13 protein-coding genes are annotated in these 25,805 nt (G+C 42.3%); all 13 read left to right on the top strand.

Annotation, left to right across the window (positions count from 1 at the left end; genetic code table 11):
• The first annotated feature begins 50 nt into the window (after positions 1-50).
• The 13 genes from MUCPA_RS35835 (at position 51) to MUCPA_RS08730 (ending at position 25,709) form a co-directional block, all read left to right on the top strand.
• Positions 51-1,307: a TlpA family protein disulfide reductase gene (locus MUCPA_RS35835; RefSeq protein ID WP_008505823.1), complete on the top strand. Its 1,257-nt coding sequence runs from the start codon at positions 51-53 to the stop codon at positions 1,305-1,307.
• A gap of 54 nt (positions 1,308-1,361) precedes the next feature.
• A complete protein-coding gene (locus MUCPA_RS08785) occupies positions 1,362-2,858 on the top strand; it encodes a redoxin domain-containing protein (RefSeq protein WP_008505822.1) in 1,497 nt (498 codons plus the stop codon).
• Between the two features lie 257 nt (positions 2,859-3,115).
• Positions 3,116-3,712, top strand: a complete 597-nt coding sequence (locus MUCPA_RS08780; RefSeq protein WP_008505820.1) for an RNA polymerase sigma factor — start codon at positions 3,116-3,118, stop codon at positions 3,710-3,712.
• A gap of 220 nt (positions 3,713-3,932) precedes the next feature.
• Entirely contained in the window at positions 3,933-5,126 is a 1,194-nt protein-coding gene (locus tag MUCPA_RS08775) for a FecR family protein (RefSeq protein WP_008505816.1), read from the top strand.
• A gap of 268 nt (positions 5,127-5,394) precedes the next feature.
• Positions 5,395-8,802 carry a TonB-dependent receptor gene (locus MUCPA_RS08770; protein ID WP_008505815.1) on the top strand — a complete coding sequence of 1,136 codons (3,408 nt, stop codon included), beginning with the start codon at positions 5,395-5,397 and terminating at the stop codon, positions 8,800-8,802.
• A gap of 12 nt (positions 8,803-8,814) precedes the next feature.
• On the top strand, positions 8,815-10,221 hold the full coding sequence (locus MUCPA_RS08765) for a RagB/SusD family nutrient uptake outer membrane protein (protein ID WP_008505813.1): 1,407 nt from the start codon (positions 8,815-8,817) through the stop codon (positions 10,219-10,221).
• A gap of 126 nt (positions 10,222-10,347) precedes the next feature.
• Positions 10,348-12,417, top strand: coding sequence for a beta-L-arabinofuranosidase domain-containing protein (locus tag MUCPA_RS08760; RefSeq protein WP_008505811.1), 2,070 nt, complete (start codon positions 10,348-10,350; stop codon positions 12,415-12,417).
• 59 nt (positions 12,418-12,476) lie between these two features.
• On the top strand, positions 12,477-13,754 hold the full coding sequence (locus MUCPA_RS08755; protein ID WP_008505810.1) for a ComEC/Rec2 family competence protein: 1,278 nt from the start codon (positions 12,477-12,479) through the stop codon (positions 13,752-13,754).
• 13 nt (positions 13,755-13,767) lie between these two features.
• Positions 13,768-14,682: a glycerophosphodiester phosphodiesterase family protein gene (locus MUCPA_RS08750; protein WP_008505809.1), complete on the top strand. Its 915-nt coding sequence runs from the start codon at positions 13,768-13,770 to the stop codon at positions 14,680-14,682.
• A 288-nt stretch (positions 14,683-14,970) separates the two neighbouring features.
• Positions 14,971-16,578 carry a glycoside hydrolase gene (locus MUCPA_RS08745; RefSeq protein WP_008505808.1) on the top strand — a complete coding sequence of 536 codons (1,608 nt, stop codon included), beginning with the start codon at positions 14,971-14,973 and terminating at the stop codon, positions 16,576-16,578.
• 161 nt (positions 16,579-16,739) lie between these two features.
• Positions 16,740-20,795: a hybrid sensor histidine kinase/response regulator transcription factor gene (locus tag MUCPA_RS08740; protein ID WP_008505807.1), complete on the top strand. Its 4,056-nt coding sequence runs from the start codon at positions 16,740-16,742 to the stop codon at positions 20,793-20,795.
• Positions 20,796-21,043: 248 nt separating this feature from the next.
• The gene (locus tag MUCPA_RS08735; RefSeq protein WP_008505806.1) at positions 21,044-24,061 is read left to right on the top strand and encodes a SusC/RagA family TonB-linked outer membrane protein; all 3,018 of its coding nucleotides are present in this window, start codon (positions 21,044-21,046) and stop codon (positions 24,059-24,061) included.
• Between the two features lie 16 nt (positions 24,062-24,077).
• Positions 24,078-25,709, top strand: a complete 1,632-nt coding sequence (locus tag MUCPA_RS08730; protein ID WP_008505805.1) for a RagB/SusD family nutrient uptake outer membrane protein — start codon at positions 24,078-24,080, stop codon at positions 25,707-25,709.
• The last annotated feature ends 96 nt before the right edge of the window (positions 25,710-25,805 follow it).

Raw genomic sequence — 25,805 nt, 5'->3', positions numbered from 1 at the left:
ACAGCACAGGCATCTTAAACAATGCTTGTGCTGTTTTAAATTATAAAACCATGAAACTGAAATTAATCAGCATGCTAATCATGTTTATTAGCCTGGATAGCTTTGCACAACCGGTAAAGCCCGTTGTAACAGATGATTTATTACCAAATAAAGCCGCTGAGCGACACAAATATTTCCCGATGGCTAACAACGCGTATTTATTTAAAATGAATTTAATACCGCCTGATTCATTTATTAAAATGGTCAATAACTTCAAGGCGTCTTTCAATCCCGAAATCAATTCGGGGCATGATGATCAATTGAAAGAACTTCAGAAAAAAGATATCGATTACTATTGCCGTTACCTGATTTTTTACGATTATATAAATGGGTATGGTATTGACTCCGCAAAACTTGCAGAGTTTGGAAAATTCAGAGCTACTCTTCCTTCCTCCGATAATTATAAGCAGCGTATAGACTCGGCTTATAAAAATGTATATGTGAAAAAACTAACTCCGGAAGAAAGCGCCGGCCTGGAAGAATATGTTTGGGGCAATCCTGATCTGGATGATGCAGAATTATTTAAACGTTCCCTTGCTTACCGTAATTGGCTGAGTGATTACTACATGTTTAAAGTAAGAGGTACCAAATATAAAGCAATACCCGGAAGAGGTGGCTGGCTGGGCAATCCTGCGGGGATGCTCATCGTTGTCAATAACGAGGTTAAAAGCACTTTTATCAGAGAATATTATGCCTCGCGGATGGTGAACTCCATTATTAAACAAGTAAAAGACACAGCTGTGAAAGAAAAAGCATATCACGACTTTATGGCTGTAGTAACCGATCCTTATTATAAAGAGCAGGTTACCGGGATCTATAATAATTATAAAAACATGATCTCGCGGGCGCCCGCGCCTGATTTTACTTATACAGACATCAATGGCAAACAAGTGTCGCTAAAAGATTTGCGTGGGAAATACGTATATATCGATGTATGGGCCACCTGGTGCGCCCCTTGCAAAGCAGGGCTTCCGTTTCTTGCTAAAATTGAAGATGAATACCGGGGAAAGAACATTCAGTTTGTAAGCCTGGATGTGGACAAAATAGCCAATAAGCCTGAATGGGCAAGCTATGTGAAAGAACATAACTTACCGGGCATACAGTTGATGGCCGATAATGATTTTAACTCTGATTTTATCAGGAAGTTCAATGTCAATTCTATTCCTCGGTGCATCCTTATCGATCCGGCCGGGAATATCGTTTCCGGAGATGCCAGCGATCCCACCAGCCCTGAATTGCGAAAACAACTCGATGCCCTGGTAAAATAATATGGGTGATACCAAAGCAAAGTTTAAATGAATTAGGTCAATCCGATAAAAAAAATGAAAAACTATCTTACGTTATTGATGATATGGGCCATGTTTTTCCAGTCGGAAAATAGCCTTGCCCAAACCAATGGTTTAAAAGTGGATACCGCGATCACGCATTATAATTATTTAATAGCTTCAAAGAATCCGGCAGACAGGACCTTGTTAAAGCAGGAGCTTTACCAATTATTAGCATCAGATAATGAGAAGGATTGGGTAACGGCGCATCTGTTTTTTTCAATGATCAAAACCTCAACTGCCGACTCAATTTTGAGCGCCGAGGAAATGAAGTTCCCAACCGGTTTAGCGGTAAGAGACAAACAGGCTAAGGTTATTTACGATGAAACCGACGCGTTAAAGAAAGAAGAACTATATCAAAAATGGATCAAAGATTTTCCTCCTGAGAAATCCAGCATGGATAGAAACCAGTACGACTATGTGCGGACGGCGATATCGGTGGCCTTCGCGAAAGCGGATAATGTTCAAAAAGCGCTGCAATATGCCGGTATGATTGAGGCGGATTGGTACAAGGGCTCTTCGTACGCGGCTACGGCAGACGAATTATTGAAGCATGATCATTCAATAGATGCCCTTGTCTTGTATAAAAAAGCAAGGAATAACGCTTATAAATATTTAACTACCAACCGGCAGGACCGTTATGCCTCTAACGCATCCTGGGGCTTTGCAAGTTATGGCTACTCAATAGCTGAAATATTGTATAAGCAAAAGAAATACGAAGAGGCGTTAACTTATGCCAAACAGGCCCGCGATAGTTCAAAATATGAAATAGGTAATCAAAATCCTTACTATATCAAAACCTTAATGGCATTAGGCAAAAACCAGGAAGCCTTTGACGAAATTGAGGCTGCTATTAAACAGGGCAAAGCAACCGTTGAAATGAGAGAAGCCATTCAAACTTTATACGGAAAGGTAAAAGGAAGTATGGCCGGGTATGATCAATACATGGCATCGGTCAACAAAATTCTGGCAGATAAAAAAAGAGCGGAAATAGCTAAATCAATGATTAACCTGCCGGCGCCAAACTTTACATTGAAAGATGTAGACGGCAACACCGTTTCTCTGGCATCATTAAAAGGGAAGATAGTTGTAGTTGATTTTTGGGCAATTTGGTGTGTCCCTTGCAAGGCATCTATGCCGGCAATGCTTTTGGCGATAAATAAGTATAAAGACGATCCGGATGTGAAGTTTTTATTTATTCACACTTGGGAAAATCATCACCGGAATCAAAAATTTGATGATAGCCCAACTATTACCGCAAAAAAATATGTCGATGATAGTCATTACCCATTCCGGGTTCTCATGGACTTAAAAGATCCGGTAACGGGTAAAAACAATGTAGTGACAAGTTATAAGGTAACTGCCATCCCCACAAAATTTGTAATTGATAAAATGGGAAATATCAGGTTCCGTTTAACCGCTTTAACAGATGGCGATGATGCGGGGGCCGAAGAAGTTTCGGCAATGATCGATTTGACCAAAGGTGCAAAGTGAATACATTCACCACGCTAAACGGAGTTGAATTGATACCTTAGCCTCAAATAAAAAGGCCTGTTTCTTGATGAGAAAACAGGCCTTTTTATTGATTGTCTGTGGAATGTTGCATAGCTCGGCCATGCATCATATCAAGACTTTGGCTTAAATAAACACGATGGTTTGTTGATGAATTGCAAAGGCGAATTTTTGAGCTCGTTTAAAAACAAATTTTTGAATTAATGACAAGTTAACTTAAGAAGCCTAATTTCGCTGATGTGGATAATTTATCTGATTTAAGCCTGCTTGATTTAATGCAACATGATGATGAGCAGGCATTTGCGGTGGTTGTGCATCGCTATAGAAAACAATTATACCGCCAGATTTATAAAAGGTTAGGCTCAGAGGATGACACGAAAGACCTGCTCCAGGAAATTTATTTATCGCTTTGGAATAACCGCTCCACCCTTGTAATTAAAGATTCCCTGCTGCCTTATTTATCAAGAGCCGCACATTATACCATAGTAGATCAATATCTTTTCCGCAAAAAAAGAACAGCTCTTGAAGTATCACTGGCCCTGATGGATGAACCTGCTTATTCGCCTGTGGAGGATATCATTATGGCAGATGATCTCAAGAAGGAGTTTGAACGTGAGTTGGAGAAAATGCCTCTGACCGTACAACATGTTTTCCGGCTCAGCAGAAACGAAGGCCTTTCTGTCAAAGAGATTGCCGTTACACTCAACCTTTCGGAGCAAACCGTAAAAAATTACATATCAGCCGCCCTCCAGGCCCTTCGCGTCTATCTTGTTAAAGATAATCTTGCCTTTGTACTTGCCCTGGCATCTGCTTGTTTATTTAAGGAGATGAAGTAAGTTACTGGAAATTTGAGTCTTGAGCCCTGAGTCCGGAGCCGGGAGGTATGCTGGATTGGAGATGAATGACTTTTGACTTAGGCACAACCAGCATTTTATCGTTAACACGGCGGGCGGCGATAGTCATAATTCCTCAACTTATCCTGTTCATATTTACTTAACAATTAGATAGCTATTATTTAATGGTACCTGTAGCCATTTTTAAGGATTATACAGGTGAATGGCATTACAAGACGATACACTAAAGCAACTGGCTGAGAAATACAAAGCCGGTTTATGTACGGCCGATGAGATTGAACAGATCAGGGCATGGTACGATGATTTTGAAGCGAACGGATACCCCTTGCCTCCGGCGGATGAAATAGACAGGGCATCCATGGAAGCTGCCGCTAAAGTTATCCGGTTGGTAGCCGAGCAACAAAGTAGCAGGGCGGCTGCGGTGGGGCCGGTGGATGAGGAGGCGTTGAACACGCCGGTCCGCAAAATCAATAGTCAGGTTATGCGTTATGCCGCTGCGGCAGCTGTTTTAATTTTCTCTGCCATTGGCACTTACTTTTATCTCAAACCGGCACAACAACAACATGTGCTATCTCAAGCCGCAAAGAAAGATTTTACGCCCGGCGGAAATAAGGCCGTACTTACCCTGAGTAACGGCACTACAATCGTTCTAAACAATGCGCGTAACGGTAACCTTGCACAGCAGGGCTTTACGGCGGTACATAAAAAAAGCAACGGTTTGCTTGCCTACCAGGTTAACCCAGGCGACCATCAAGCCGGAGTGGTTGCCCCCAGTGGTTTTAACACCATTACTACACCGCGGGGTGGGCAGTACCAGGTAATTCTGCCCGATGGTACCAAGGTATGGCTCAACTCAGTATCTTCCATACGCTTCCCGGTTGCCTTCAACGGTAACAGCCGCCAGGTGGAAACAACAGGAGAAGTTTATTTTGAAGTAGCTAAAGATAAGCAAAAGCCGTTTATGGTGAGCTCGGGAGGGCAAATGGTAACGGTTTTAGGTACACATTTTAATATTATGGCTTATGCCGACGAGTATCATATCGTTACCACACTGCTGGAGGGCTCGGTTAAAATTAGCAAAGGCAACCTAAGCAGAATAATAAAACCGGGAGAACAAGCCTTGGTTGACGAAGGCATTACTGTAAGCGATGCGGACACCAACGACGCCGTAGCCTGGAAAAACGGTGTTACATCGTTCAACGAGGCCGATATTAAAACCATTATGCGCAAAGTTTCCCGTTGGTATGATGTGGATGTGGAATACCAGGGCCCGGTGTCTAACCGCTTGTTTACAGGTGCCATATCACGCCAGTCAAACCTCTCCGGCCTGTTAAAAATATTAGCGCTCAACCATATTCAGTTTTCCATGGATGGGAATAAACTGATTGTGAAATAATAAATAATTAACAAAAATGCTAAACACCTAATTAATTAACATGAAAAAGTAAACCACCTATTGAAAGGTAAGCCCATAAAAAAGCCGGAAGTGGTACGAACACTGCCGGCGTATGCTGGGTAAAACCTTCCCGATCAGATCGGGATAAAAAAAATCTTGTGACAGAAATTTACACATTAAACCCAAACACATCAAAAGTATGAAATTTTATACGCTTCCCGTTCTTCGGCGTGTCAATCGAAGACAATTAATTAAAACGATCCTGGTTATGAAAATCACTGTGTTTTTAATAGCTATTATGTGCCTGCGGGTATCGGCTGCTACTTATGCGCAAAACATCAGTATTTCCGAAAAAAATGCGCCTATTGAGAAAGTGATCGGCCAGATCAAAAAACAAAGTAATTACGTATTCTGGTACGAAAGCAAATTGTTAAAGCATGCGTTGCCTGTAAGCATTAACCTGCAAAATGGAACCATTCAGCAGGCCCTGGACATATTGGTCAAAGATCAGGCGCTGGTTTACAATATTGTTGATAATACAGTAGTCATCAACGAAAAAACAACGCCTTCAGGCCAGCCGCAGTTAACGTTAAATATAGAGGGAAAAGTAACCGATGATAAAGGCATGCCGTTGCCTGGCGTAAGCATTTTAATTAAGGGCACCCAAAAAGGAACCGTAACCGATAAAAATGGCAATTACAAATTAGCCGTTGAACGCGACCAGGTGCTTGTTTTTTCGTTTATCGGTTTTAAACGGAAAGAGGTTGTAGTTACCGGGCAGCAGGAAATCAATATCGCGCTCGAGGTAGGGCAATCACAATTGAATGATGTGGTCGTGATCGGCTACGGCAATCAATCGCGCGAAAAACTAACCAGTTCGATATCTAAAGTAAAGTCTGCAGACCTTAGTCGTTATTCGGGTGCCAGTTTTGCGCAGCAACTTGCCGGTAAAGCGGCGGGTGTTGTCATCAACGATGGCTCCGCTCAACCAGGTACAGATCCGCAGATCGTTATCCGCGGTATTGGTACCTTAACTGCCGGCCGCTCGCCTTTGGTAGTGGTTGATGGTTTTCCTATGTCTGAAGGGAGTAGTTTTAATTCGATCAATCCGCAGGATATCGAATCGATAGACGTACTGAAGGATGCCGCCGCAGGTGCCATCTATGGTTCGAGGGCGGCCAATGGCGTTATCCTGATCACCACTAAAAAAGGTAGTGCCGATAAAGTAAAAGTATCTTTAGATGTTTATTCGGGTTTCCAGGAAAGACATGATAACCTCAGGTACGTAGACGCTTACCAGGCTGCCGTATATTTTACCGAGGCCCGCGATAATGCTTATCTTTCTGAAGATCCTACCCACCGCAGCATTACTGATGACAGGGCTACCAGGGTATCCAAAGGTGCCAGCTTACGTGATTTGAGGTTAAATTATCTGCAACCTTACCTGGATAATCAACCCGGTTTAACCAATACCAACTGGCTCAATGAAGTTTTCCGTAAAGCGCAACTGAGCAGTTACAATTTTTCGGTATCTGGCGGAGCAGGGAAAACCACTTATTACATTTCGGCCAATTACTTTAAACAGGATGGTATCGTGATCAATAATGGTTTGGAAAGATTCAGCGGTACGGTTAAGATAGAATCCAAATTGTCTAAAATGTTCACCTATGGTATCTCCATTAATCCTTCGTATACCAAAGACAAATATTTTAACAATAACAGTAATAACTCCAATGATGTGGTAAGTGATATAACCATCAGCTATCCATTCTTCACGGCATACAACGCCGACGGCTCTCCAACGGTTAGCCAGCAAATCAAAGCCAACACACCCGAAGACGGCGCACTTGCCGAAAACCCGGTTGCCCTGGCGCTGCTGGTTAAGAACAACAGGAATGATTTCCGCACTTTTGGCAATACCTATTTAACTTTTGAACCTTTACCCGGATTGAAAATCAAAACGTTAGCAGGTGCCGATGTACGGACTAACTTTTACGATGTATACAGCCCCTCAACGGTAGGCGGCTACAGGCAGTCGGCCCCTAAGCCTGCTGTGGCTACTGAAACTGATGGTAATATATACAATTACATCAGCGAAAACACCATCAACTATTCCCAAAGTATAGGCCGTCACAACTTTGATGTATTGGCGGGGTATACTTTTCAATCAGAAACCGCATCATCAACCACCATTAACGGTTCGGGCATACCGGATGATAATATCACTAATATTGCAGGTGCAAGTGCCTTCACCGCATCTACCGACCGGTATACCTGGGCTCAGATATCGTACCTGGCACGTATACAGTACAGTTACCTGGATAAGTATTTACTCTCCGGTACATTGCGTCGCGATGGGTCATCCCGTTTTGGCGATAATAACAAATGGGGCAATTTTCCGTCCGTTACGGCGGGATATGTGATTAGTAAAGAATCATTTTTCCCTCAGAATAATATTGTAACCTTTGCTAAACTACGTGCAAGCTGGGGCGCGGCAGGTAATAACCAGGTTGGTAACTACAGTGCTAAAGCGCTGGTTGGCTCAACATCTGTTAATCCTAATAACGTAAATAATTATAATTACAACTATGTTTTTGGCAGCACCCTTGCATCTGGCTTTGCTGCAACTACTACAGCCAACAATAACCTGACCTGGGAAACCAAGACCTCGACAGACCTGGGTATTGATATAGGCCTATTTCAGAACATTAACATAGCTGCCGATTACTATAACTCAACTACAAAAAACCTGTTGCTTGATGTACCTATTCCGGAGCAGTCGGGCTTTGTGTCATCCATCCAAAATATCGGGAAGGTGAGTAACGAAGGTTTTGAGCTTGAGTTAACAGGCAATAATTTAAAAGCCGGTGCATTTGTGTTTGGCTTTAATGGCAATATAGCTACCAACCAAAATAAAGTATTGGCGCTGGCACCTGGCCAAACGCAAATTATAAAAGGGGCGGAAAGTAATTTTGTAACCAAGGTAGGTGGTCCTGTTGCCGAGTATTATGGTTATAACATTACCGGAGTATACAAAGACCAGAACTCGATCAATGCCACCCCACACCTGGCCGGTACACTGGTAGGTGATTATATGGTGGAGGATGTGAACCATGACGGTGTTATTGACAGCCGCGACCAAAAAGGTTTCGGAACCTATAACCCCAAATTTACCTATGGCTTTGGCGGTAGCGTAAACTATAAAAGGTTTGAACTGAATGTATCTTTCAACGGTGTAGCCGGACGGAAGATCTTTGATCGCGGTTTAGCCACATTAGATGATTCGGGCGAGGGCTTTTCTATGCCAAGCCAGTATTATTTTGATAACCGTTATAATCCTGTCAGCAATCCTAACGGTACTTATGCCGCGCCAAATCTGGGTAACCTGTCGGCGGCGCGCAGGCTAACCAAATCAGCAAGTTTTTCTTATGATGATGCCAGCTATTTAAGGTTGCGTAACGTTCAACTGGCCTATAACCTGCCTGATGCCTGGACATCAAAAATAAAAGTAAGCCATATCCGCTTATATACTACGGCAAATAATTTATTCACCTGGACAAAATACAGGGGCTATAACCCCGATGCCACCAGCAGCAACGTGCTCACTAACGGGCTTGCCAATACCAACTACCCCGTTGCACGCTCATTCATATTTGGTGCAAATGTTACATTCTAAGCAATCGCAAACATGAAAAAGAAATTTATCATCATCATCGCATTAATTTGTGTTAGTGCGGCATCATGCAAAAAAGAACTCTATCAAAATCCTTCTACTTCAAAAGATATCAGCAAGTTTCTGACTAATCAAACCGAAATGGAAGAATATGTTAATGCTGTTTATGGTAATCTTCAGTCCACCGGCTTGTATGGTTTATATCTGCCCGCCTTTGCCGAAATACCATCAGACAACACTTATGATCAGGTGCCATCAAATGACAACGGAAATTACGGTCAGCTTGATCAGTTTGCCATTATCCCCTCGAATGATATTGTTGAAACTACCTGGAGAGATTCATACCAGGCTATTCAAAAAGCCAATGTGGTTTTAAACCGGATAGATGCCATTGCCTACTCCACCGCGGCTTTAAAACAATCGCGTAAAGGAGAAATGCTGTTCATCCGGGCGCTGATGTATTTTAACATCGTGAGGTTATATGGTGATGTACCGTTAGTTACCACCGAGACCACCGACCCTAACCAGGCCTTTGGCCAGGGCCGCCTGGCAACCGCCAAGATTTACGATCAAATTAAAACCGACTTAACAGCCGCTATCGGCTTTCTGCCCGATGCGCCATCGCAGCCGGGCAGGGTGATCAAAACCGCAGCCGAAGCTTTATTAGGAAAAGTTTATCTGACGTTAAAAGATTATACCAATGCCGAAACACAATTGCTAACGGTAGTCAATTCAGGCAGGCATGCGTTGCTGCCAAAAGTACAGGATGTGTTTGCGGTAAGTAATGAAAACAATAAGGAGATCATCTTCTCTGTTCAGTTTACTTCCGGCGTTAACGGAAACTCCGAGGGAAGTGCTATGTACCAGCAATTTAGCCCTTCTGCTACTGTAAGCGGAGCTAAAGGCCATAATTTGCCAACCTTAAGTTTGTATAACCTGTATGCTGTCGGCGATTTGCGTAAAGGTGTTTATGTTACTTTAGCACCCACAGGCGCCCCGTTTGATAATAAGCTAAGTGCCCCTCCAAGTACAGTAATAACCGATGGACCGAGCGACTATGTGGTACTGCGCTATGCGGATGTAATACTGATGCTGGCCGAAGTTGAAAATGAATTGGGTAATTCAACCTCGTCAGCAGGTTATTTAAACATGATCAGGAACAGGGCGGGCTTAGCCAATACCGCAGCTACCGGTACTGTTGATCTGCGCGATGCTATTTCGTTAGAGCGGAGGCTTGAACTGATTGGCGAGGGTAGCCGTTGGTTTGACCTGCTCCGTACCGGAACCGCTGTAGGCATCATGAATCAGTGGTTTAAAGACAATAATATTTTGATCTCGATTGACCAGCATAACCTGCTAATGCCCGTTCCTCAATCACAGGTCAATACCGATCCTGCCATTAAGCAAAATCCGGGCTATTGATTTTATATGCGGGTTATCCTCTGATGGATAACCCGCTTTATTAAGAAAAAATAGAAACCTGACAGGTTTTTTGTATTCCGGATTTTCGGATCGTCAAACCAATCAACAGCTATATCTTCAATTCAGATGATGAAAATAAAATTTCACCAGATCATATCAATCCTCATGCCTTTGGTAATCGGGTTGATTTTTGGATCTGCTGCGGCCGTGGCTCAATCTGCTCAAGCTGTAATGGTTGCCCAAATTAGTAACCGGCCCGTTAATGCTTCATACATAAGCAACCGCTCTCCTTTGTCGCATATTTATTTTATTAAATTGCCTACGGGCAGTATCAAGGCAGGTGGCTGGTTAAAAAAAACACTTGAACTACAGCGCGACGGCCTTACCGGCAACCTGGGCGAAATTAGTATCTGGCTCTCAAAAACCAATAACGCTTGGTTAAACAAACAAGGAAAAGGCGAATATGGCTGGGAAGAGTTACCGTACTGGCTTAAAGGGTATGCAGATATAGGCTACATGCTGGGTGATCAAAAAATGATTGCCGAATCGAAATTTTGGATTGACGCTGTTCTGAATAATCAGCGCGACAACGGAGATTTTGGCCCCGACCGGAAAAAAAACGGGAACCGCGACTTATGGACCAATATGCCCATGTTATGGTGCCTGCAATCATACTATGAGTATTGCGGCGATGCCAGGGTGATCCCTTTCATGACCAGGTATTTTAAGTATGAATTAGCTGTACCCGACGATCAGTTTTTAAAAGATTACTGGGAAAAGAGCAGGGGCGGCGATAACCTGAGTAGTGTATACTGGCTTTACAACCGTACCGGAGATGCGTTTTTGCTTAACCTGGCCGCTAAAATAGACAGAAATACAGCCGATTGGCGGCAGGCCGGTAATCTGCCCAACTGGCACAACGTTAACGTGGCGCAGGGTTTCAGGGAACCGGCGGCATTTTACCAGCAGAGCCATGTTGCAAAAGACCTTGAAGCAACTTATCATGATTTTAATTTAATCAGAAGCCTTTATGGCCAAATGCCAGGTGGCATGTTTGCTGCTGATGAAAATGCCCGCCAGGGTTATAACGACCCGAGACAGGCTGTTGAAACCTGCGGTATGGTTGAGCAAATGACATCAGACCAAATGCTGCTGGGGATTACAGGAGATAGGTTTTGGGCCGAAAATTGTGAAGATGTGGCTTTCAATACGTTTCCTGCGGCTTTTATGCCCGACTACAAATCATTGCGGTATTTAACCGCCGCAAACATGGTAGTGAGCGATGGCAAAAATCATAACCCGGGTATTGATAACAGCGGTCCGTTTTTAATGATGAACCCTTTTAGTAGTCGTTGCTGCCAGCATAATCATGCGGCGGGCTGGGTTTACTATGCCGAAAATAGCTGGATGGCAACCCCCGATAACGGAATTGCTGCATTGCTATACACTGAAGGGCAGGTTAGTGCTAAAGTTGGTGATGGTACGGCCGTACAAATAACGGAAACTACCCGCTATCCTTTTACGGACCAGGTAAACTTTGTGGTGAAAACACCAAAGCCGGTAAATTTTCCTTTGTATCTGCGTGTTCCCGCCTGGTGCAAAACTGCCTCAGTACGAGTTAATGGGCTTGTTGTAAAAGTTGACACAGCCACCGGCGATTACATTAAAATTAGTAATTTATGGAAAAACGGCGATCAAATCACCCTCCATTTGCCTATGCAATTAACAGTAAGGCAGTGGGCAAATAATAAAAACAGCGTTAGCATCAATTATGGGCCGCTAACCTATTCTTTAAAAATTGAGGAGCAGTATCTTAAAAAAGAAAGCACCGCTACCGCTACGGGCGACTCGCGCTGGCAAGCAGGCGCTAACCCCGAAAAGTGGCCCTCGTACGAAATTCATCCGGCATCCGCCTGGAACTATGGCCTCATTTTAGATAAGGCACACCTGGAAAACTCTGTTGAAGTGATCAAAAGGGCATGGCCAAAAGATGATAATCCCTTCACCAACTTCAACGCGCCAATTGAGTTAAAAGTTAAAGGCAAAAAAATTCTCGCATGGACCATTGATCAATATGGTCTGTGCGGATTATTGCCCCCGAGCCCCGTAAAAACAGACGAAGTTGTTAGCCAATTAACCCTGGTGCCTATGGGAGGTGCCAGATTGAGGATTACAGCTTTTCCTGAAATTGAATGAATGAACGATGTGCTCATTCCATCCGGGCTACCCCTGCAATCAGTTTAAATAATAAAGCTATGAAATTGAAAATATTATTGTGCCTGGTATTTACTGTTGTTCATGTTTATGGGCAAAAGCAACCCAAAAACCAGGAGTTGCCGCCCTGGGAGGCTGGTATGCTGGATATCCACTTTATCAATGCAGGGAGGGGCAACGCCAGTTTTATGGTGATGCCAGATGCCACCACCATGCTGATAGATGCGGGAGACATGAACGCCGCTGAATTTGAAAAGGCAAATTTTCCGCTTAAAGTATCACCGGCATTGCCCAATAATTCACTAAGGCCCGGCCAATGGATTGCCGCTTATATTAAACAGGCGATGCCTTTAAACCGGAAACCGGCTATTGACTACGCGCTGATCACCCATTTTCATGGTGATCATTATGGCAATATTGAAAAAGAAAGCCCTTTATCGGCCAGCGGAGCTTATCAGCTATCGGGCTTAACCGATGTTGGCGATCAACTCCCTATCGCAAATTTGCTGGATAGGGGATACCCGGACTATAGCTACCCTGTGGATCTTAAAAAGTACTACAGCAACAATTTAACTTTTATCAATTACCTGGCATTTATCAATTATCAGCAAAAACACCAAGGCTTAAAAGCGGCGGCATTAATGGCAGGCAGCAATCAGCAGATCAAATTATTGTTTGATAAAAGCCGCTACCCGGATTTCTCAGTTCGTAATATCAAATCGAATGGATCAATCTGGTCGGGCCACGAGGATGGAATTTCGACCTGCTTTACTCAGGAGCAAATTCTTGAAAAAGGCAAGTTTAACGAGAATCCTTTAAGCAATGCCATTAAAATAAGCTATGGCCCCTTTACCTATTATGCGGGAGGTGATAATACCGGCTACGAAGGTGATTTTTATCCGGGCAGGAGGGATGTGGAAACACCGATGGCCAAAGCGATAGGTAAAGTAGAAGCCATGACGCTCAATCATCACGGAAACCGCGATGCCAACAACGATGCCTTCATCAAAACCTTATCGCCCAAAATAGTGGTGGAGCAAAGCTGGTGTTCTGACCAGCCGGGGCAGGAACTGGCTTTTCGCTTAACGCAAAAAAATACTTCCGGCGATAGCATCCAGGTTTTTAATACTTATATGCAGCCCGAAACCAGGGCTTATTTGGGCTTTTGGATTGCCAAAACATTTAAAAGCCTGGAAGGGCATGTTTTGATCCGTGTGATGAAGGGCGGCGAAACGTATGAGATATACCTGCTCGATGATCGGAGTACTACCTTAAAAGTAACCAACTTATTTGGTCCCTATACCGTGAACAAACATTAATAAACTTTACAAAATGAATAAACATCAAAATTTAGCTCTTGCATTTTTTCTGATCGCATTTAGCCAGATGACCAATGCCCAATCTTTAACCCGCGCCGATAGCCTGGTTAAACAACTGCATAACCCGGCAGATAAGAAGATTATGGTAACCGCGCACCGCGGCGATTGGCGCAACGCTCCCGAAAACTCGTTAGCCGCTTTTAAAAATGCCATCAAAATGGGCGTTGATATCATTGAGCTTGATCTCGCTCAAACCAAAGACGGTGTAATTGTAATTATGCACGACCAGACTATTGATCGTACCACCAATGGCAAAGGTAAGCCGGGCGATTTTACGCTGAGTGAAATCAAAAGCTTCCGTTTAAAAAATGGCCTGGGCAGGGTTACCGACCATACCATACCCACTTTACAGGAAGTGATGTTATTGGTAAAAGGCAAGGTGTTGATTAACCTGGATAAAAGCTATCCTTATTATAATGAGGCTTACGCGATATTAAAAAACACAGGTACGCTTAAACAGGCGATATTTAAAACGGATGAACGCTATGCAGAGGTGAAAAAAAGGTATCCGTCTATTTTAGATAGCATCACCTTTATGGCCGTAATTGACCTGGATAAACCTGATGCACGACAAATTTTAACCAACTATCAGCAATACATGCACCCGGTAGCTTTCGAACTTAATTTTAAAACCGATACATCGTCGTTGCTGCGCGATAACAAATTTATAAACACAAACGGATCAAGAATATGGATCAATTCGTTGTGGGCAAGCTTAAATGCCGGTCATGACGATGATACCGCCGTAGACAAGGGAAATACCAGGGATAGCTGGGATTGGCTGATTGCTCATGGTGCCACCATGATTCAAACCGACAGGCCCAAAGAGTTGTTATTATACCTGAAGCAAAAGGGCTTACACCGATAGGGCTCGAGGCCATAAATGACAGTAGCTTTCTTATACAATAACAGGCACTCATGGAGTGCCTGTTTGTTTTGTGGGCTTTTCTCCCGAGAACGTATAATAGCTGGTTGATTAATAACTATCCAACAATTGCCATGCTTGGTTTTTGTCTTTATATTTAATATTTTGTCGTTACAAGGCAGCAATTATAGGCTTCTAACCCCGTAAAAGTTAAAATAAGCTTAGTTGTTGTTAAATATGATCAACTTACATGCTGATTAAAGTTTTAATTTGCGGCAATTTAACTGGCAAATGACGAACAATAAAATAACGAATTTGAGATGGCTTTTAGTCATATTGATACTGGTTGGTGCCACTTCTAATGTTATTGCTCAGAAGCCGCCGGTAAAAAAAAGCATTACATCAGATACGGTATTTAACGTTACCATTGATTTAAATAAAATAGCTCAAACTATTGAAAACATTGGAGCCTCGGGTTGCTGGTATTCCGAATGGATAGGGAAATATTGGCCTGCTGCGAAAAAGGAGAAAATAGCCGAATTGTTATTTAGCCGAAGCTTTGATAAGCAGGGTAACCCAGCGGGAATTGGTTTATCAGCATGGCGGTTTAACATTGGCGCCGGTACTTTTGAACAAGGGGATACCAGCGGAATAAAGGATTTTGCAAAACGGACAGAAAGTTTTTTAGATAAGAACGGTACTTATGATTGGAATAAGCAAACAGGCTACCAGTTTTTTTTGAAAAAGGCACATCAATATGGCGTAAATACACTCATCGCGTTTTCAAATTCGCCGCCTGTACAGTTTACTAAAAACGGTTTGGGGTATAAAACCGAACGCGATTTTAAAGCTAATTTAAAAGAAGATTCGTATCAGCATTACGCTCGCTTTTTAGCTAATGTGATGAAACACTTTGATAAGCAGGGGATACATTTTCAATACATCAGTCCGGTTAACGAGCCGCAATGGGATTGGTCAAACAAATACATGCACGGCAGCCAGGAGGGTTCACCCTGGAAAAATGAAGACATTTACAAGATCACCAGGTTGTTAAACAACGAACTGGACAATGCCCATCTGGGTAGTGAAATTTTGTTAACAGAAGCAGGTATGTTAACCTATCTGTACGGCGGGAAAACCGGTGCATCGCACCAGATACAAGATTTTTTTAATGCCAAAAGCCATTTGTACCTGGGGGCATTAAGCCACGTTCCTAAAATAATAGGCGGGCACAGCTATTATACCGAATCAAATGATAGTTCGCTTGTGGCTACACGTAAAAATCTGGCCGATACCGCAGATAAATACCACGTTAAATATTGGCAGTCGGAATATTCAATGCTGGCCGATGGCTATAAAGAAGGAGCACAGGGCAAAGTATCTGCAATGGATTGCGCCCTGTTTTTAGCCAAAATAATCCATACCGACTTAAGTGTGGGCAATGCTACTGCATGGCAGTTTTGGAACGCTTATGAACCCGGCAGCGCCAAATACGATACCCGCTATTACCTCATCGCCCTTAAACCTAAGCCAGATTTTAAGAATGGAGATTTTGTAATTACTAAAAACCTTTGGGCCATAGGTAGTTATAGCCGCTTTGTGCGCCCCGGCATGAAACGGATAATTACCACCGTGAGTAACCACGGAAACCACGGTAAACTAATGCTAACATCGTACATTGACGATAAGGGCGGGCTGGTTATCGTTGGTATTAATTACGGTATGGCCGATGCACCAATTAACCTGGCTATAAAAAATCCAAAAAGAGCGTATCAAACGCTGTCGCGGTATCTTACAGCAGGTGCGGATGGTTTGGATATGAAAACATCTGGCATACAACCTTATCATAAACAAATTACGCTGCCGGCCAGGTCAATTTCAACCATCGTTATCAATTAAGTTTTAGATCAATAAGCGGCCATCTTTTATAGATGCTCTATTTACCCGGTTAACATCATGAAATTTAAGTTTGAAATGGGTATGACATTAAAGCTGAATTGTTAAATTTGATGTCTCTTAATATATAAACCCTGATAAATCTGTTTAAATTTTTTCGTGAAATGCGGCTAAAATCCTGGTTAAAATACTTCGGGTTAATTGTTTTCATTTTATCGGTTAAACCGTCGTGGGCCTTTCAGCAAATCAAATACATTGGTATTGAGCAGGGGCTTTCCAACAATTCGGTTAATTGCATTTTTAAAGATCACTACGGCTTTATGTGGATAGGTACCAATAGCGGTTTAAACCGTTATGATGGTAATAAATTTAAAGTATATAAAAATACCTGGGGTAACCCGGCATCGTTAAGTTGTAACTACATATCCTGCCTTACAGGCTTGGGTAATCATATACTGGTTGGCACTCAAAAGGATTTGATTTATTATGATTACGCCGACTCTAAATTCCAACCTGTTTATTATCAGCCTTCGTTAGGCGGCAAACTTCAAAAAGTACGTTCGGCAGTTTACAGCCTGTTTACCGATAAAAACGGGAAAACGTATGCTGCAACAGAAAGCTTAGGTTTGCTTGTTTTTGATAAGCATAGCAACCAAAGCAGGCAGGTAGCATTTGGCGGCAAAGGCAAACCTTATACGGTAAGTGCACTCAACATGGGTGATGATGGTGGAAATTTATGGTTGTTTATTAAGGACGTAGGTTTATGCCTTTATCATGCTGATACAAAAAAAATTGGCGTGGTAAACAATAACATTAAGCTGGCCAGTTGTTTATTGGCAGACAAAAAAAACAATATTTGGATAGGCACCGAAAACGGGCTATACCTTTACCATATAACTACAGGCATGCTCGACAGATTTGCAGTTGCCGGTGGGAATTTTACCAGTGAAAACATTGTAGACCTGAAGCTTGATCCGGATAATAAACTGTGGATAGCAACCAATGGCGGCGGTATAAATATATTTGATATCCAAAGCAAAAAATTATCGTACATCGTTCCCGGGGAAGAGAAAGCATCATTAAAGAGCGGGGCTATAAGCGTTATTTATGAGGACGACCAGCAACGTAAGTGGATAGGCACCCTTCGCGGAGGTATCAATGTTATTGAAGCAAAAGATAAACCCTTCAGTTTATTTACCCACGATCGTTTTAATAAAAACAGCGTGATCAACAATTTCATCCTCTCTTTTTGTGAGGATGAGGCCAATAATATATGGATAGGTACAGATGGTAGCGGGTTAAGCTACTGGGATGTTAAGAGCAATACCTATACAAGCTATTCGCATAGCCATTCTGCTGGCTCGTTAATCAGCAATTTTGTGGTGAGTATAGTTAAAGATTATACAAACCGGATATGGGTGGCTACTTTCAGCGGCGGCATTGATGCCTTTGATAAAGCCACAAAAACATTCAAACATTATACCTGCTATAATACGGTTGGTAAAAAAGAAGATAAAAACCTGTGGAAACTTTTTGAGGACGGCCAACATAACCTTTGGGCCGGCGCAACCAGGGGCGGCGCATTGTACTTATATAATCGCAAAAACGATCAATTTGAATTGTTTGATCATAACCTGGCTAACATCCACACGCTTTATGAAGACCGGAGCGGCAACCTCTGGGGCGGCGATTATAACAGGCTCATTAAAATAGATCGGGTAAACAAGCATCATCGTTTTTATACTATTGATAATGCCATACGTGCTATAACGCAAGGAGACGGTAACAACCTTTGGATTGGTACCGATGGTGCAGGTTTACTATTGTTTAATATGCTTTCGGGCACCTATACCAGGTATATGCAAGCCGATGGTTTGCCCGATAATTCGGTTTTGAATATTTTGGTTGATCGAACGGGCAATTTATGGTGCAGTACTTATAATGGTTTAAGCTGTTTTAATCCTAAAGCCAGGGTTTTTAAAAATTACGATGTATCGGATGGCTTGCAGAGTAAACAATTTAACTATAACGCGGCTTTAAAACTTAAAAGCGGCAAAATGCTTTTTGGCGGGATAAGCGGGTTTAATTTATTTGATCCGGATAGCATAGAAGCAGACATCCGGCGTTCACCAATCAGGCTTACGGGCTTACATATCAATAATACCGTTTTTGATCAAAGTTCTGAGTATACCGATAACCAGCCGTTGGTATCGCTAAAAAGTATCACCGTGCCGTATAGCCAGGCAACAATCGCTATTGATTACACTGCATTAGAGTATTCGTACCCGGATAAAATAAATTACGCCTATTATCTTGAAGGATGGGACCATGGCTGGAATTATGTTGGCCAGTTAAAATCAGCCTATTACACGCGTTTAAACGAGGGTACGTACACCCTGCACATCAAAGCAACCGATACTGGTGGCGCCTGGCTGCCCAACCAGCAGCTTAACATTATAATTACGGTACTGCCGCCGTGGCAACGTACCTGGTGGGCTTATTTAATTTATATCAGCATTACGGCAACTATTATTTATTGTTTCTGGCTTTACCGCAGTAGGCAAACAAAACTTAAATACGAGGTTGAAATTGCCAACCTTAAAGTGGAGCGCGAAAAAGAACTTAACGAAAAAAAGCTTTCGTTTTTTACCAATGTATCGCACGAGTTCAGGACACCTTTGACGCTCATCATTAATCCCATTAAGGACCTGTTGAATAAAAACGACTCCAATAAGGATGAATTGAACCTGATTTACCGTAATGCAAAGCGTTTACTCGGTCTGGTTGATCATTTGTTGTTGTTTAGAAAGGCTGAAAGCGAAAACAACCTGATGAAGGTATCCAAACTAAATTTTGTTAGCCTTTGCAACGAGGTTTTTATGTGTTTCACACAACAGGTTAAAGTGAAGAATTTAAAATATCAACTGCACACCACTCATGATGATATAGAAATATATGTTGACCGCGAGAAGATAGAAATAGTGCTCTTCAACCTAATATCAAATGCTATTAAGTTTACACCGGATGGAGGCTACATCCATTTAGCTATTAAGGAAGATGAACGATTTGTTTATTTTGAAATAGCTGACAGCGGGGTTGGTATAACCGAGGATATTGGTGAGAAGCTATTTGATAAATTTTACCAGGTAAAGGATGCAAACTCATTGAAAACTGGTTTTGGCATAGGTTTATACCTGGTAAAAACATTTATCGAGGATCATAAGGGGACTATCGCTTACAAGAGCTTAGTGGGTAGTGGTACAACGTTTGTTTTGTCGTTGCCAAAAGGTAAGGAGCATTTAACCGGGTACACTATACAAGAGTTGGCCGGCGAAAGTCATTCATACGCAGATGAATTAATAGATTACGATAATCAACAAGGTGATTCGAATTTGCCTGTAGTTAACGATCTTCCGTTGCTGATCTCGGACAAACAATCGGTTTTAATAATCGATGACAACCAGGAGATCAGAAATTATATCAGGAAAATATTTGCTGTAGACTATATGGTTTATGATGCCGGTAGTGGAGAGGAAGGGCTAGCGATTATAAAAAAATATTTGCCTGATGTCATTATAAGCGATATTGTTATGCCGGGACTTAGTGGGCTTGAACTATGCAAAATTTTAAAAAAGGATTCTGCCTTAAGCCATATCCCCATCATCCTGCTTACCGGCGAATCGGCGGCGGGCGTCCGTTTACAAGGAATTGAAGAAGGTGCTATTGATTATGTCAATAAGCCCTTTGATAAGGATTTGCTGGTTGCAAGGGTAAAGGGCATCATCAAAAACAAATCAGAACTAAAAAATTATTTTTACAGCGAGATCACTTCCAAGGGCAGCAGCCGTAGTATTTCAGAAGAACATAAGGATTTTCTTTACAGGTTCATAGAAATTATTGAAAATTCAATTATGGGCGCTGATCTGGATATAACTATGATTGCCGGTAAAATGGGAATGAGCCACTCCACCTTGTATAAAAAAGTAAAATTGGCTACAGGGCAATCGCTAACTGGTTTTATCCGTTTTGTACGTTTGCGCAAGGCTGCTGAGTTAATGATCAAAACTAACTGTAATGTTAATGAAGCCGCATTCAGAGTAGGGTTCAACGATATCAAATATTTCAGGGAACACTTTCAAAAGCAATTTAGCTTAAACCCTTCTGATTTTATAAAGCGCCACAGGCCTGCTTTTCAAAATTCATATAACCTCAACAATTAGAAATTTAATTAACCAGGGTACCGGTTAATTAAATTTACCCCCTAAGTTTACTAAATACCCCCCACGATTGTGTAGGAAATCTCATTACTTAGCTTTCACAATTATAAATACATAGCCTGTATTAGTTTTATTCATCACTTAAATTTAACGCATGAGGAGAAAATTTACTGCTTCAACTTTTACTATTCCTAAACCTTTTTACTTAAGGTTTAAAAACTAATTCCCCTAATAAAATTTAACCAAAAATCATGAGAAGAAAGTTTACTTATTTCAGTGTTTTTACGTTTATGCTAAACGTATTGCTCTGCGCAAACCTGCACGTATTTGCTCAGAAAACTGCCTATGTGTTAAAAGGCAGAGTAATTGATGCAAAAGGAAATCCCCTGCCTGGTGCTTCAATCAAGGTAGGAACTTCAACAATGGGTACTTTGGCCGATGCTAACGGTAACTTTACCTTAAACTTAACAGAACCCGTTAAGCTTAAGGTATCATTTGTCAGCTTTGTTACACGGGTTGTCGATGTCAGTAGCGCTAATAAGGTTATTGATATCACATTAAGCGAAGATGCTCATCAATTGAGCGATGTGGTTGTGGTTGGTTATGGTACTCAAAAACGATCAGACGTGGTTGGTTCTGTTACTTCGGTGCCAAAATCCAGGCTATCGGGATTACCGGCTACAAACGTATTACAATCACTGGAAGGTGCCGTGGCCGGGGTAAGCATTACAGTGCCATCAGGAATCCCGGGTACGCAACCTTCAACCCAATTACGGGGCCAAAATTCCATCAACGCGTCTTCTGATCCTTATGTTGTGGTAGACGGTATTCCGTTGAGTAAAACCGGCGGCTCTTTAAATGATATTAATCCGAATGATATTGCTTCTATTGAAATTTTAAAAGATCCATCGGCGGTTGCTATTTACGGTACAAACGGCTCCAATGGTGTAATTCTGGTTACAACAAAGCGCGGCAGTACAGGTAAGCCAGTTGTTCGTTACAGTGGGAGTGTAGGTTTGGATAATATCGCTCATTTACTAACGCCGCGCACCGGGCCCGAATATTACCAGAAATACCAGGATTATTTATCACAAAATAAGCTCACTAATACTTATCCTGTGCCTAACCTGAGCGAAGTGGCTGCTTACAACGCAGGTACAACTACCGACTGGATGAAAGAAATTACCCAGCAGGGCATATATCAGGATCATAATGTAAGTATTTCGGGAGGTTCGCCAGATGTTAAATATTATATATCAGGTGATTATCTTAGTGAAAAAGGTGATATAAAGGGTTACCAATATCAAAGAGTGAGCATTCGTTCCAATCTTGATATTAATGTTACTGATTATTTAACCCTGGGCACAAATATTTACTATGCCAACAATAACTATGATGGAGGCCGTGCTAATTTGCAAATGGCCAGCAATATGAGCCCTTATGGTGTTGAATATAATGCGGATGGTAGTTACAAGATTTATCCGATGGATCCGGAACAACTTTATACCAATCCACTACTGGGCTTAACAACAACTGCTATAAGGCGCAGTGTTAACGTGAGCGGTAATGGTTTTGCCGATTTGAAACTGGATGCGATACTAAAAGGACTAAAATATCGACTCAATGTAGGATACAACTTTGTACCTGGCAGAACCGATAACTACACTGGTCGGCTGGCCAATAATCTGGTTGGTAGCGGTAGCGCCAACAATACAGAATATAATACCTATACACTTGAAAATCTGTTATTGTATAATCGTGATTTCGGTAAGCATCATATTGATTTTACCGGATTATACAGTCAGCAGGAGAGTAATTATTTATCCTCAGGCGCCTCAGCAAGCGGGTTTGTAAATGATGAACTAACGTTCTACAATTTATCCGCCGGCACAACGCCGTCAGTAACCAGCTATGCCAGCCGTTCAGCACGCCGTTCGCAAATGGGCCGGATCAACTATTCTTTTGATAGCCGTTATCTATTGAACTTTACAGTCCGCCGGGATGGTTCTTCTGTATTCGGTGCTAATACCAATAAGTATGGCTGGTTTCCTGTTGGCGGCATTGGTTGGAACGTTAGCAACGAAAAATTTATGCAAAACGTAACCACCATTAATAGCCTGAAATTACGTGCCTCCTATGGCCGTACTGGTAACGAGGCTATTAATCCTTATGCTACTACTACTACAGATGGAACAGTGCGTTATCCTTTTGAAGGCGCCGTTTATACAGGTGTGCTTGCCGGCACAACTTTAGGTAATGCCAACTTGCATTGGGAAACTAAAACAGGTTTAAATATAGGTACCGATTTCGCTGTGTTAAAAAACCGGATCACAGGTACTATTGATTACTATAATACCACAACGAGCGATTTGCTGTTATATCGCAGTTTGCCGGCAATATCTGGTTACAATAATGTGCTTTATAATATCGGTAAAGTTGGCAATAAAGGTATTGAAGTAACATTGAACACCCGCAATGTGGATTCAAAGGATTTTCGTTGGGAATCGACTATTGTGTTTGCACAAAACAAAAATGCTATTAAAGATTTGTATGGCGACCAGAAAAGCGATTTGGGAAACCGCTGGTTCATCGGATCCCCAATCAGTGTTATATATGATTACAAAAAAGTGGGTATCTGGCAAACCGGTGAAGATGTTTCTAAACAAGATCCTACAGCCAAACCCGGTGATATAAAATTTGCAGATACAAACGGAGATGGAAAAATCACTGAAGACGATAAAGTTATCCTTGGCCAAACTGCGCCGAAATGGACAGGCGGATTCACCAACACATTTCATTATAAAAATTTAAGCCTGAGTGTATTTATACAGACAGCTCAAGGGCAGATGCGCTATAATTCCGATCTGAATAATATTGAGGCTCAGGGAAGGGCCAACACACCCGCAGCTATAGGTTATTGGACACCCACTAATGGCGAAAATTTCTACAATTCGTTAGCTTATACCAATAGCAGAGGTTATGGCTTTCCGCAGGATGCCAGCTACACCCGCATTAAGGATGTGACATTAAGTTATGTTGTTCCGCAACGTTATCTGGATAAGATACACGTTTCGGGGCTTACTGTTTTTGCAAGCGGTCGCAATCTACATACTTTTACAAATTGGATAGGAACAGATCCTGAAATCACTCAATATACCAGGGGCTCCGGTAATTCCGGATCAAACCAAGCTGCATTTGCGTCAAATTCTGATAATAATTATCCTTTAGTGCGGACAGTAGTCTTAGGCGTAACTGTTTCATTAAAGTAATTTTAAATACAATAACATGAAAAAATATTTAATAATCATTTTAGCTGTAGGCGCCACAATTATCGGGGCAACATCCTGCAAAAAGAATTTTTTAGCCGAAGTTCCCTATTCGTCCTACGCCCCGGTAACCCTGGCTGATTCGCTGGGTTTTGAAGCCGCTTTAGTGGGTTTGTATAATCAGCATAGTACGTGGCTAACTTACTCCAGCAATCAAGGCTACCATTGTTTGTTTCAGGTTGGAACCGATGTTGCCAACTCTACAGCAAATCAGCAAGGTATCGAAGTGCCTTATTATAATTATGCGACATTGACCAGTGCGGATGCGGGCTCGCAATATACCTGGAGTAAATATTATACTTTGATTAACAACGCCAACAATATAATTGACCAGGTAGAAGGCCCCAATGTAAAAGGTGTAACAGTGGGCAAAAAACGAATTGATGCCGAAGCGCGATTTTTCCGGGCGTTTGCATATGATTTCCTCGCCACATTATACGGCAGTGTGCCTTTAGTTACCCATGCGCTCACCGCGCCTAAAACCGACTATGTACGGGCACCGTTAACGGATGTTAATGCTCAAATTGTTACGGATTTAACCTTCGCTCTAACTTATTTACCTGACGTTGGTGCTGTAGGTGCTAAAGTTAATCCTACAACCGGTTTGCCTGCAAGCAGGGCTAACAAATGGATGGCATATCAGTTATTAGCGCAGGTATATTTACGTTCGGGCCAGTATGCTTTAGCCGAAACAACTGCGCAGGCAATTATCAACAGCAGTAAGTTCAGCCTGGTAAGCTCCAGGTTTGGATCTTATACCAGCGTTGGCGGCGACTATTATTCGGACATCTTCAAGTATGGCAATCAGCGCCGCTCACAGGGCAATCCAGAAGTAATATGGACTTTAGAACAGGAAAATCCATCTACGCTTGCAGGTGGTAATACTGATAACGCCCAACAAAGGCGCATTTGGGGTGCAGCATACTACAATATTGCAGGCATGTCTTTAGCCGATTCATTAGGTGGACGCGGAGTTGCGCGCATGCGCATAAGTAACTGGGTGATATATGGCCTTTACGGCGCAAACGATATACGTAACTCTCAATACAACCTAAAGAGAAGATATTATTATAACAACCCGGCATCTACCTATGCTTCCATTTATGGCAAGCAAGTACCTTATGCAGGGGCCGATACCTTGTTTAAAATCTGTCCATCCATCATGAAATGGGGGCAATTTGATCCTAATGATACCTTTGGGTATGCAATGATCAAGGACTTTATATTAATGCGTTTAGGAGAAACCTATTTGTTACTGGCAGAAGCTCAATTACAGCAAGGTAAAACAGCTGCGGCAGCTGCAACAATTAATGTGCTACATACACGTGCCGGAGCGGCACAGGTTTCTGCGTCACAAATGACGCTCGATTATATCCTGGACGAACGTGCCCGCGAACTTATAGGGGAAGAAAACCGCCGTATGACCCTTGCCCGCACCGGTACTTTAGTAACACGTGCATTACGCCTAAACGCAAACGACGCACAACATCCAATTACCGGTTTAACCAGTATAAATATGCTGCTTCCGATTCCGCTGAACGATATTCAATTGAATAAGGATGCGGTATTGACGCAAAATCCCGGTTATTGAGCTGTATGAACCACTTGCATATCAAATCAAGCTGTTTTTTGATTGCTGGAACCGGTCTCACGCTGCTGGCTTAACAATAAGAGCCGCATAAAGCCG

This window comes from Mucilaginibacter paludis DSM 18603 (assembly GCF_000166195.2).
Lineage (GTDB): Bacteria > Bacteroidota > Bacteroidia > Sphingobacteriales > Sphingobacteriaceae > Mucilaginibacter > Mucilaginibacter paludis.
The sequence above is the reverse complement of the archived record's forward strand: the minus strand, read 5'-3'. Positions and strand labels throughout refer to the sequence as shown.